This window comes from Metabacillus schmidteae (assembly GCF_903166545.1).
GTDB lineage: Bacteria > Bacillota > Bacilli > Bacillales > Bacillaceae > Metabacillus > Metabacillus schmidteae.
The window spans coordinates 2,453,311-2,464,488 of sequence record NZ_CAESCH010000001.1 but is presented as its reverse complement, the minus strand read 5'-3'; the positions used below and the strand labels follow the sequence as shown (position 1 = coordinate 2,464,488).

At 36.0% G+C, this 11,178-nt stretch carries 11 protein-coding genes; all 11 read right to left on the bottom strand.

The genetic code is table 11. The annotated features are described in order from the left end of the window. Positions 1-66: 66 nt before the first annotated feature. On the bottom strand, positions 67-291 hold the full coding sequence (locus HWV59_RS11820) for a YlzJ-like family protein (RefSeq protein ID WP_175638898.1): 225 nt from the start codon (positions 289-291) through the stop codon (positions 67-69). Next, a complete protein-coding gene (locus tag HWV59_RS11815; RefSeq protein WP_175638897.1) occupies positions 288-1,022 on the bottom strand; it encodes a ClpP family protease in 735 nt (244 codons plus the stop codon). Before HWV59_RS11815 ends, HWV59_RS11820 begins: the two co-directional genes overlap by 4 nt. A gap of 168 nt (positions 1,023-1,190) precedes the next feature. After that, positions 1,191-2,858 (bottom strand): ribonuclease J, encoded by a 1,668-nt coding sequence (locus HWV59_RS11810; RefSeq protein WP_328824327.1) that lies wholly within the window; start codon positions 2,856-2,858, stop codon positions 1,191-1,193. Between the two features lie 280 nt (positions 2,859-3,138). After that, the gene (gene dapA / locus HWV59_RS11805; protein ID WP_175638895.1) at positions 3,139-4,017 is read right to left on the bottom strand and encodes a 4-hydroxy-tetrahydrodipicolinate synthase; all 879 of its coding nucleotides are present in this window, start codon (positions 4,015-4,017) and stop codon (positions 3,139-3,141) included. A gap of 258 nt (positions 4,018-4,275) precedes the next feature. After that, positions 4,276-5,493 carry an aspartate kinase gene (dapG, locus tag HWV59_RS11800; RefSeq protein WP_175638894.1) on the bottom strand — a complete coding sequence of 406 codons (1,218 nt, stop codon included), beginning with the start codon at positions 5,491-5,493 and terminating at the stop codon, positions 4,276-4,278. 69 nt (positions 5,494-5,562) lie between these two features. Continuing rightward, a complete protein-coding gene (asd, locus tag HWV59_RS11795; RefSeq protein ID WP_175638893.1) occupies positions 5,563-6,606 on the bottom strand; it encodes an aspartate-semialdehyde dehydrogenase in 1,044 nt (347 codons plus the stop codon). 125 nt (positions 6,607-6,731) lie between these two features. Next, positions 6,732-7,334, bottom strand: a complete 603-nt coding sequence (locus tag HWV59_RS11790) for a dipicolinate synthase subunit B (RefSeq protein ID WP_175638892.1) — start codon at positions 7,332-7,334, stop codon at positions 6,732-6,734. 5 nt (positions 7,335-7,339) lie between these two features. Continuing rightward, entirely contained in the window at positions 7,340-8,233 is an 894-nt protein-coding gene (dpaA, locus tag HWV59_RS11785) for a dipicolinic acid synthetase subunit A (RefSeq protein ID WP_175638891.1), read from the bottom strand. Between the two features lie 219 nt (positions 8,234-8,452). Further along, on the bottom strand, positions 8,453-8,710 hold the full coding sequence (locus HWV59_RS11780) for a YlmC/YmxH family sporulation protein (RefSeq protein ID WP_175638890.1): 258 nt from the start codon (positions 8,708-8,710) through the stop codon (positions 8,453-8,455). Between the two features lie 84 nt (positions 8,711-8,794). Then, positions 8,795-10,036: a M16 family metallopeptidase gene (locus tag HWV59_RS11775; protein ID WP_175638889.1), complete on the bottom strand. Its 1,242-nt coding sequence runs from the start codon at positions 10,034-10,036 to the stop codon at positions 8,795-8,797. A gap of 23 nt (positions 10,037-10,059) precedes the next feature. Further along, positions 10,060-11,043 carry a polysaccharide deacetylase family protein gene (locus tag HWV59_RS11770; RefSeq protein WP_175638888.1) on the bottom strand — a complete coding sequence of 328 codons (984 nt, stop codon included), beginning with the start codon at positions 11,041-11,043 and terminating at the stop codon, positions 10,060-10,062. Between the last annotated feature and the right edge of the window lie 135 nt (positions 11,044-11,178).

The window sequence follows — 11,178 nt, the reverse complement described above, 5'->3', positions numbered from 1 at the left end:
ATGAAGAAAGCAGCCGAACATGGCTGCCTGTTTGTACTTACTTTCATTTATTATACCACATACATATTAATTGATCGAAAGTGACATCGTAATTTTTTGACCCGGACATAATTGAGAGTCAAGATAATGCTGTGGGTCACTGCTCATAACACGAATAATTTCGAACTGAGCATTTTCTGTTTGCTGGACAAGAAGTTGTACACCATTTAATTCAACGATTGATTGTTTTTCATAATCCCTATCAACAGTAGGGAACATAAGTTCCTCTGGCATCATTGTATAGTATATCATTGTAACACCTGTTTTTCATTATTTTTTTCTAACATACTGTTAAGTTTTTGAATAGCTTGCCCAACACCACCGACTTCATCAATTAGTCCATATTCAACTGCATCCCTTCCCACAACATTTGTACCGATATCTCTTGTTAAATTACCTTTTGATAGCATTAGCTCTTTAAATTTCTCTTCAGCAATGCCTGAGTGGCTCGTAACAAAATTAATTACACGTTCTTGCATTTTATCCAAATATTCAAAAGTTTGAGGAACACCTATTACTAAACCGGTTAATCTGACGGGATGAATTGTCATTGTTGCCGTTTCTGCTATATAGGAATAGTCACAAGAAACTGCTATTGGAACCCCAATGGAATGACCTCCTCCTAAAACAATAGAAACTGTTGGTTTTGAAATAGATGCAAGCATTTCTGCAATAGCAAGACCAGCTTCCACATCTCCTCCAACAGTATTAAGGATAACAAGCAAACCTTCTATATTTGGATTTTGCTCGATCGCGACGATTTGAGGAATAACATGTTCGTATTTAGTTGTCTTATTTTGAGGTGGCAATTGAATATGTCCTTCAATTTGTCCTACTATTGTTAAACAGTGAATTTTAGAATCATTTCCCATTTGCGGTACATTCGTTTGTCCAAGCTGTTGAATTTTCTCAACAATGGAACTTTCTTTATTTTCCTGTTTTTCAGCATCCTCGTTTTTTATGTAATGATCATGATTTTCCATGTCAGCCATCCTTTCTTTATCATTCTGTTTGTAGTATTTACAACCTTGTTGTTTTCATACAAAGCGATAGAAGGATGATTACTATACACATTATTTTTTTGCTATTAACTGTAAAATTTCATGATAGTACAAAAAAGCATTGAATAAATCAATGCTTTTTTAACAATTTTATATTTCCATTATGATAGGTAAAATCATTGGACGTCTCTTCGTTTTTTCATATAAGAACTGATTAAGTGCTTCTCTAATGCTTAATTTAAGTTGTGACCATTCTATTGAATATTCCTGCATGGTTCGTTCAACGATCGTTGAAACGACATTTGTCGCATTTGTAATAAGTTCTTCTGATTCTCTTACATAAACAAATCCTCTTGTGATAATCTCTGGACCGGAAATGATCTGTTTTCTTTGTTTATCCAATGTTACCACAACAATTAATATACCATCTTGTGATAATAATCGGCGATCACGAAGTACAATATTTCCTACATCACCAATTCCTAATCCATCGATTAAAACATTGCCTGATGGAACTTTTCCACCTGTGTATACCTGGTCCCCTTTAAACTCAACAACATCGCCTTTCTCAACTAAAAAAATATTTTGAGCCTCAATACCAACTTGTTTAGCAAGTTTCTCATGTGCTTTTTGCATTTTATATTCCCCGTGTACAGGGATGAAATAAGATGGTTTCGTTAAGTTCAGCATCATTTTTAGTTCTTCTTGGTGTCCGTGACCTGACGTATGTATTTGTTTTTGTCCAAAAACAACATTCGCACCAGCTCTACTTAAAATATCGATTGTTTTTGAGAAAACAAGTTCATGCCCTGGAATTGGTGTTGCAGCTATTAAAACCGTATCACCATCTTTTACATTTACTTGTTTATGTGCCTGTTTAGCCATCCGGGATAGAACAGCAAGTGGATCACCTTGATTGCTTGTTGTTAGTATGGCAATTTCTCTTTCAGAATGTTTGTTAATGTCATTTACCGAAATAAACAAATCTTCTTCAACGGAAATATAGTCTAGATTAATAGCTAAGTTAAGAATATTTCTCATACTTTTCCCAACAACAGCTAGCTTTCTGTTATTTTTGACTGCTGCATTAATGATTTGTTGAATACGGTATAAATTAGAGGCAAATACGGCAATAATGACCCTACCTTCTGCATTATACATAACATCTGAAATTTCCCCGCCTACAACGGCTTCAGAACCGGAATATCCCGGTTTTTCTGCATTCACACTATCGGATAATAAACAAAGGACACCGTTTTCACCAAGGCTCGCAATCTTCCCAATGTCCATGTGACTATCTCCAACAGGTGTTTGATTAAATTTGAAATCACCTGTATGAACAATGGCGCCCATAGTTGTAGAAAAGCTAATTCCCACTGAATCTGGTATACTATGATTTGTTCTAAAGAAGGAAACATTTGTACTTCCAAAGGACAATTCCGTTTTATTATCAATTTCTTTTACTAAAATAGATTGTTTCATTTTATTTTCTTTTAGTTTTTCACCTACTAATGCAAGTGTAAGCTTTGTCCCATATATAGGAACACTAATATTGTTTAATAAATAAAAGATTCCACCTATACTCTCATCGTGACCATGTGTTAAAAAGATTCCCTTTACTCGATCTTTGTTTTCCTTTAAATATGTTATATCCGGTATGACCATGTCAATTCCTAACATTTCACCCTCAGGATACATAAGACCAGCATCCACCACAAAAATGTCGGAATTAATTTCAACAATAAACATATTTTTCCCGACTTCTCCAACACCGCCTAAGGCGATTAATTTTATATTTTCTGTCTTTTCCATGAAAATCCTCCCTACTGAAGTACCCGTTCAACGTCACTTAGAAATATTATAACTGATGAAAGAAATGGAAGACAAGGAAATTTTAGTCCTATAATATGTATTAACAGCTTCTATAGGCGAATTTAGAAAAATATTCTATCGCCAAGTCTTATGGTGAAAGCTTTTAGTTTTTCTATAACTATCATCCATAAAATTTTATATTTTTTGATTGTAAAAAAGGAAACTAAAAAGATGGTGCTAACAGATAGCACCATCTCTAAGGTTTCCCTTAATAAGAATGATAAAATTAACCTAGATTGTTTTGGATAACAGTCATTAATTCGTTTCGTTCTGAACTTGTTAATGGTAATAACGGCAGACGAACCGACCCAACGTCTAACCCTTTAAACTGTAAAGCTGTTTTTACAGGACCAGGGTTTGGTGAAGTAAATAATTGTTTCATAATTGGTAATAATTTACGATGCTGTTCAGCCGCAGCTACAGTCTCACCTGATAGATAAGAACTTATCATTGCTTGCATTTCGTTTCCTATAATATGAGAAGCTACGGATACAATTCCATCAGCTCCAATTGCAAGAGCTGGCAAGGTTAAGCCATCATCACCAGAGTAAAGGGCAAAATTCTCTTTTGTTCTTGAGATAATTTCAGCCATTGCATCTAAATCTCCACTTGCCTCTTTTACAGCAACAACATTAGGAAACTCAGATAAACGCACGATTGTATCGACTGACATGTTGATAACACTTCTACCCGGAATGTTGTATAACATAACTGGTAGTGAGGTTGATTCAATAATTGCTTTAAAATGCTGATAAAGCCCTTCTTGGCTCGGCTTATTATAGTATGGCACAACAAGCATAATTGCATCTACACCAGCTTCTTCAGCTTGGTTTGTCAATTTTATTGAAGCTGCTGTGTTATTGCTACCTGTTCCTGCAATGACAGGGACTCTGCCATTTACTTCTTTCACCGTATGTTTAATAAGGGCAATTTTCTCCTCTGTACTTAATGTTGGAGATTCCCCTGTAGTCCCCGAGACTACTAATGAATCTGATCCATGATTGATCAGGTAGTCAATTAACATTGTAGTTTTTTGAAAATCAATATTATTGTTTTTATCAAACGGCGTTATCATCGCTGTAGATACTTTTCCAAAATGACTCATTATTACCTTCACTCCTTATGCTGCGCATTGTAACTAAAATGCTATCTTACTCAGTCTTATAAGTAGTCTGTTTTTCGAGAATTTTTTTCACAGAGCGACCTTCCTTAATGCGACCTAAAGTCTTTCACTTATATATAGACCCTTGTGTCCCGCCGTGATCTAATTTCATCTTCAATTAATAACTGAATAAATTGGAACATGTCGAAAAGACTTTTAAAGTAAGATTTTCTATCTGAAATTTTCAAAAAGCATTTAACTCTATTTTGATAGATTAAAGGCTTCATGTAAAGCATTAACCGCTTTTATCATATCCTCTTCTTTTACAAGCACCCAAATCGTGGTATGGCTATCAGCTGATTGAAGGATTTGAATTTCTCTTTCTGAAAGAGCTGTTACGATTTTGGATGTTACTCCTGGAACTCCCATGATTCCTGCTCCTACTGCAGATACCTTTGCACAATTCCTAGTGATAGAAGGTTCATATCCCAGCTTCTGGAGGATTTCAACCGCTCTTATTGTTACCTGATCTGTTACAGTATAGATAACAGACTTTGGTGTAATATTGAAAAAGTCAACACTAATCCCTTCCATTGCCATTGCTTTAAACACTTCAGTCTGAACATTGTACTGCCCTTCTTTGGCAGTTACTTTGATCTGCGTTACATTTGAAACATGAGCAATGCCCGTTATCAATCTTTCGTGAACATCGCTGCCTTTTTTATCAGTCTGATTTGAAGAGACTAATGTGCCTGGCATTTTTGAGTAAGTTGATCTTACTCGAATTGGCACTTCAGCCTGCATAGCAATCTCTACTGCTCTTGGATGAATAACCTTTGCTCCCTGATAGGCAAGATTGACAATTTCTGTATATGTTACTTTAGAAAGTGGTTTTGCATTTTCAACAATTCTAGGATCTGCAGTCATAACACCCTCTACATCTGTAAAGATGTCTACAAACTCAGCACCAACTGCAGCACCTATAGCTGCTGCAGAGGTATCGCTTCCTCCCCGGCCAATTGTTGTCACATCACCATTTGTTGTTGAAGCACCTTGGAAACCAGCCACGACAACGACATCATGCTGGGACAGTGTGTCTAACAAGCGGTCGCATTTCATCTCTAAAATTTTTGCATTCGTATGCTCTTCACTTGTCACAAAACCAGCTTGAGCACCTGTTAATGATGTTGCTTTTATATTATTATTAATTAAGAGACTGGAAAACACGATAGACGAAATAACTTCTCCGCATGAAAGAAGCATGTCTTGTTCTCTATTAGAGATATTATCCAACTCACCGTAGACTAGGCTTAATAACGTGTCAGTCGCGTATGGATCTCCGCTTCGTCCCATTGCTGAGACAACTGCAATTACTTTGTATCCTTCATTTATTGCATCTTGTATATGGCCTAGCGCCATTTTGCGACCACGGTCATCCTTTACGGATGTTCCACCAAATTTTTGAACAATAATTTTCAATGATAACACCTCTACTATAGACGTGAGAGAAGAGAGCCGGCAAAATACCATGCTCTCTTCTTTAAAGAGTTAAACTAGTTGTAATTTCACTAAACTTTCAGCGATTTGTACAGAATTCCATGCCGCACCCTTTAAAAGGTTGTCAGAAACAATCCACATATGAAAACCATTATCACGGTCTAAATCTTTTCGGATTCTTCCAACAAAGACATCATTTTTACCAACACAGTTTGCCGGCATTGGATAGATTTGTTGTGAAGGGTCATCTTGTAATGTAATTCCATCTGATTCTTTCAATAATTCTTTTATTTGTTGAGCAGAGACTCCTTCAGAATCTACTTCAATATAAACTGATTCAGAATGTCCTGTTTCAACAGGTAAACGAACACATGTTGCAGCTACATGTAGCTTAGGAGTGCTCATAATTTTTTTCGTCTCATTAATCATTTTCATTTCTTCAAAAGTATATCCATTATCTTGGAATTTATCAATTTGCGGAATTGCATTAAAAGCAATCTGATAATGTTTCTCATCACCGCTAACAGGAAGAATTTCCGGAGTGAAATCATCTCCATTTAAAATTGCTTTTGCTTGTTCCTTTAGCTCATTGATTGCAGCTGCTCCTGCACCTGAAACTGCTTGGTAGGTAGAAACAATTACTTTGTTTAGACCAAATTGTTGACGAATTGGCTCAAGAGCAACAACCATCTGAATCGTTGAGCAGTTTGGATTTGCGATGATACCATTATGCGCTTTTAACGCTTCTTCATTTACTTCGGGAACAACTAATGGAACATTCTCATCCATGCGGTATGCACTTGTGTTGTCTACTACAATTGCGCCACGCTTTACTGCTTCTGGTGCAAGTTGCTTTGACACACCTCCACCTGCTGAGAATAGTGCGATTTGAACACCTTCAAAACTTTCTGGAGTTGCAGCTTCGACAATATATTCTTCATCTCTGAACATTACTTTTTTCCCTGCTGAACGTTCAGAAGAAAGCAAAGTTAATTTAGAAATAGGAAAATTTCGTTGTTCTAATGTGTGAAGCATTTGCTGCCCCACAGCTCCTGTTGCTCCGACTACTGCTACATGATAACCTTTTGCTTCCATTTAACACTAGCTCCTTCCAGCTATATTCACTATTTTAAATACAGCTTCAAATCTTTTACGTACTATTCTATCACATAAATTGTCGAATGGATGAAAAATTTTGATTCTTTGATTGAATAATAAAATTATTTCTCTAAATCACGAAATTTTTCTACAACAACCGGTTGATATTGTTTTCCTTCTAACGCAGCTAAAACAGTATCAAGTAATGCTTCCATTCTTGCAACCATTGAATTTGGTTTTTGATTAGGTGCATCCTGACCGAATGGGATAAAATATATATCCTTTGTTGCCATTAGCCGCATGAGGTTTACACCATTTAAACCGAGCGCATCATTAGTAGAAATTCCAACAACAACTGGACGATGTGTTCTTAGAGTTGCTTTGGCAGCCATTAGGACAGGTGAATCAGTAAGTGCATTAGCAAACTTACTCATTGAATTACCAGTTAGTGGAGCGATTATCATACAATCTAACGGAAGCTTTGGGCCAAGAGGTTCCGCTGCAACGATGGAATCAATGACTTTATTCCCTGTTAATTCCTCTACTTTTTCTACCCATTCTCCTGCTTTTCCAAAGCGGGTTGTTGTGTTTTTCACTGTAAATGTGACAACAGGAATAACATCTGCACCCTCATCTAATAACGATTTTATTTGTGGATAAACATCCTCGTATGTGCAATGTGAACCCGTAATACCAAATCCAATTCGCTTACCTTCTAATTTCATGAAGATTACTCCTTTCCATCTATCTTTAAATTACATAGAAGCTGTGTTAGGACATTTGCAACGATTTGGCCGGCTGTTTTGGGTGCTACGATTCCTGGTAATCCAGGAGCCAATAGTGCCTTAATTCCTCTTTTTTCCGCGTAGCGAAAATCTGTTCCACCAGGTTTGGAAGCAAGATCAATAATTAATGTGTGTGCTGGCATATTGGAAATGACTTTTGCCGCTATAACCATTGCCGGGATTGTATTTATACACACATCAATGTCTTTTACCTCTTGCTGAAGATGATCAATATGGAATGGAATAAGACCCATTTCAGTGATTCTAGCTAAGTCTGCCGTATCTCTTGCTCCTACTTTTACTTTTGCACCTAGTGCAGAGAACGTTCTTGCGACACTCATACCTACTCTACCTAATCCTAATACAGCAATCGTAGAACCATGAATGGTTATATCGGTATGTTGAATAACCATCATAATCGTTCCTTCAACTGTTGGAATTGAGTTATAGATTGCTACATCATCTCTTTTGAAAAGTTGGACTAATTTTTTACTTGTCGATTGAACAAGATTATCTAAATAGGAATTTGAAATACCTGAATAAATGGTACAATGAGAAGGTGTTTGACTTATTAACTCTTCAGTTAAGATAACCTCTTCATTTGAAAAAACAGTTTCCACAATCCCCTCTTGATTCGTACCAGGGATAGGCAAAATAATTGCATCTATTTCTTGGAATGGAACCTCATCTATTTTTACTTTTGTAGCACCAGTAAAGCCATGATCTAATTGGTCAAAGCCAATGAGAAATAGCTTTGCATCAAGTTCAGTTAATTTACGGATAACTTCTAACTGTCTGGCATCACCACCGATAACAGCTACGTTTAATCCTGTTAACATGTTGTATGTTCACCTTCTTTTGCTTGTGTTTCTGTTAATAGTTCCTTGAAATCCTAGGATAACTTACTTCAACATACTATGTAGAAATCCGCATATGGGTGAATAAACAGAAGAATAAAAAGAAAGAGGTTTTGTTATGAGAGTGCAGGATGTACCGGTGATAATATTCTTACGGAAAGAAATAAAAAAAACGATCGGCAAATGCCAATCGAATGTGGGTTAGGATTCAATTTTTTCGATTTGTTCATCCGGAATATCAAGAATAATCATATCTGTCCCAATCTTTTTAATATGCAGCCATGGAACTCGTATTTCTTGACCTTGTTTTCTTAAACCAAACCATTTTAACGAGGGGATGATAAGTGTAGTTATTTGTCCTTGCTCATTAATCTCTAAGTCCGTTTGTCCAAGTACACCTAAACGTTCTGCACGTTTCACATCAACAATTTCTTTACCCGAAAGTTCGCTAAGTCTCATCTCCATTCCTCCTTACTACTATCTTATCAATCGACCTTATAAAAAAATGCCTACAATTTAAAAATAAATCGTAGACATCCCTTTTTATGATTGAAGTTTTTTTGGAAGTTCTCCCTCCGGACTAATTAGGGCAACTGAATAAGTATCAGTGAAAATTTTATTAGCTAGTGTATTTACACTATCTTCACTTACCTCATTCACTTTTTCAATAATTGTATCTAAAGAGCGATGATAGCCAAGTAATAGTTCATTTTTTCCATTTCGGCTCATTCGACTGTTTGTACTTTCCAGGCTTAACATAAGACTTCCCTTCATTTGCTCCTTGCTATTTGCTAGTTCCTTTGCAGTAATTCCTTCAGCTTTTAACGTTGCTAATGTTTCTTGAATCGTATCAAACAAGAGATTAAGTTGCTTACTACCTGTTCCACCATAAATAGTGAGAAGACCGTTATCTTCATATGATGAGTGATAGGAGAATACCGAGTAAGCAAGACCTTTTTGTTCACGAACATCTTGGAACAAACGGCTGCTCATGCTGCCTCCTAATATATTATTTAAGACAATTAAGCTATATATATCATCGTGTCCAACCTCAAGGCCGTTATATCCAATACAAAGGTGAGCTTGTTCTGTATCTTTTTGCCTAGAGAGTTTTTCATCATAAAAACTCGGTTTTTCAAAAGTTCGTGGTTTGGAAGTTGTTTCGTAAGAACCAAAAAACTTTTCAACGTCTTTAATAAAGCTTTCGTTTACGTTACCAGCAACAGATATGACAACATTTTCAGGGGTGTAATGATTGTTCATGTATTCTCTTAATGTATCACCATTAAAAGAGGCTAAAGTTTCCTCTGTTCCTAATATAGGGTAAGCTAGAGGGTGCTTTCCATAAGTAGCTTTGCTCAAAATATCATGGACAATATCATCAGGAGTATCTTCATACATCTTAATCTCTTCATATACAACGTTTTTTTCTTTTTTTAATTCTTCCTCATCAAAGGTTGAATTAAAAAACATATCTGCAAGAACATCCAGAGCATAGCTTGCATGATCATCAAGTACTTTCGCATAGTAGCAAGTATATTCTTTTGATGTAAAAGCATTTACTTGACCACCAATGCTGTCAAAAGATTCAGCTATTTCTCTAGCTGTTCTTGTTTTCGTTCCTTTAAAAAACATATGCTCAAGAAAATGCGATACACCGTTATTTTCAAGGTTTTCATTTCGAGATCCTGTTCCAATCCAAACACCGATAGCAACAGATCGTACCGTAGGAATATTTTCTAATACAATTCTTACTCCATTTTGACACGTATATTTTTTGATCAAAAGTGTTCCTCCTTCTTTGTTGTTTACTCTTTTTTAGTTTTGGGATCATCTCTAAATAATCGTTCTTCGTCAACAAGCATTGATACTGAACCAAACGAATACCCTTTTTGCTTTATTGATAAAATTAAGGTTTCTAAGCTTTTAGATGTTGAAGAAGTTGGATGCATTAAAATAAGTGCTCCATTATGGACTTTACCCATTACTCGAGAAACCAACACATGTGGTTCTGGACGTTGCCAATCAATCGTATCCACACTCCACATCACTGTTTTCATTTTCATCTCATCCGCAATCTTTACGACTTCACTCTTAAAACTGCCGCTTGGAGGTGCAAACCAAGTTGGAGTAACATCTGTTACCGATTTTATCACTTCATTCGTTTTCGATAATTGCTCTCTTATCTTACCTGCAGAGAGCTGACTCATATCTGGGTGTGTATAGGAATGATTACCTATTTCATGTCCTGCATCAACAATCATCATAGCCATATCAGGGTTTTCTTTTACCCATCTTCCTTCTAGGAAAAAGGTAGCTTTTACATGGTATTTATTTAATGTTTCAAGCATGTCAGGAATGTATTCATTCCCCCAAGCTACATTAATAATAAAAGATACCATCGGCTTATCAGGATGACCTCTATAAATTGGCTCTGCATTTAGATCTTCTAGGTGAACAGAAGGTTTGACTTGCCGATAAACAAGGAGATTTTCATCAAAAGAGCCCTTAGCTTTCATTTTTTTATACGACTCATCAATATCTACTTCTATCCCATTATAACCAGGGGTCGCTTTCCACACTTTATGTATTTCTGCATTTTGAGCTGGTATTTTATATTCATCTGCTTTAGTTGCAATTTCTTCATACAGCTTATCCCGGTGTTTTACAACCGTTATATCAGCTTTTTTTATTTGATCAAGATAAGATGAGGTAAAAGGATTTTTTATAAAACCAATGGCGATCGTTATGATGAAAATAAAACCAGCAATTTGAATGATTTTCCTTTGCATTATGTATCCCCCTTTTTACTAAAAAATATGTAAAAAGGGGACAAGGTAGAACAAAAATGGCGCTTGTTCTATAATTGACTTCTGAAGCATTTAATCGAAAAAGAAGCCTGGTTACCCATGGCCTCAATCATTACA

What these genes read in the sequence shown, in the direction of transcription:
- dpaA (WP_175638891.1), bottom strand. Translation starts at nt 8,233, where the DNA reads ATGTTAACAGGATTAAACGTAGCTGTTATCGGTGGTGATGCCAGACAG.
- asd (WP_175638893.1), bottom strand. Translation starts at nt 6,606, where the DNA reads ATGGAAGCAAAAGGTTATCATGTAGCAGTAGTCGGAGCAACAGGAGCT.
- HWV59_RS11770 (WP_175638888.1), bottom strand. Translation starts at nt 11,043, where the DNA reads ATGCAAAGGAAAATCATTCAAATTGCTGGTTTTATTTTCATCATAACG.
- HWV59_RS11780 (WP_175638890.1), bottom strand. Translation starts at nt 8,710, where the DNA reads ATGAGACTTAGCGAACTTTCGGGTAAAGAAATTGTTGATGTGAAACGT.
- HWV59_RS11815 (WP_175638897.1), bottom strand. Translation starts at nt 1,022, where the DNA reads ATGGAAAATCATGATCATTACATAAAAAACGAGGATGCTGAAAAACAG.
- dapA (WP_175638895.1), bottom strand. Translation starts at nt 4,017, where the DNA reads ATGAGTCATTTTGGAAAAGTATCTACAGCGATGATAACGCCGTTTGAT.
- HWV59_RS11790 (WP_175638892.1), bottom strand. Translation starts at nt 7,334, where the DNA reads ATGAAATTAGAAGGTAAGCGAATTGGATTTGGTATTACGGGTTCACAT.
- HWV59_RS11820 (WP_175638898.1), bottom strand. Translation starts at nt 291, where the DNA reads ATGATATACTATACAATGATGCCAGAGGAACTTATGTTCCCTACTGTT.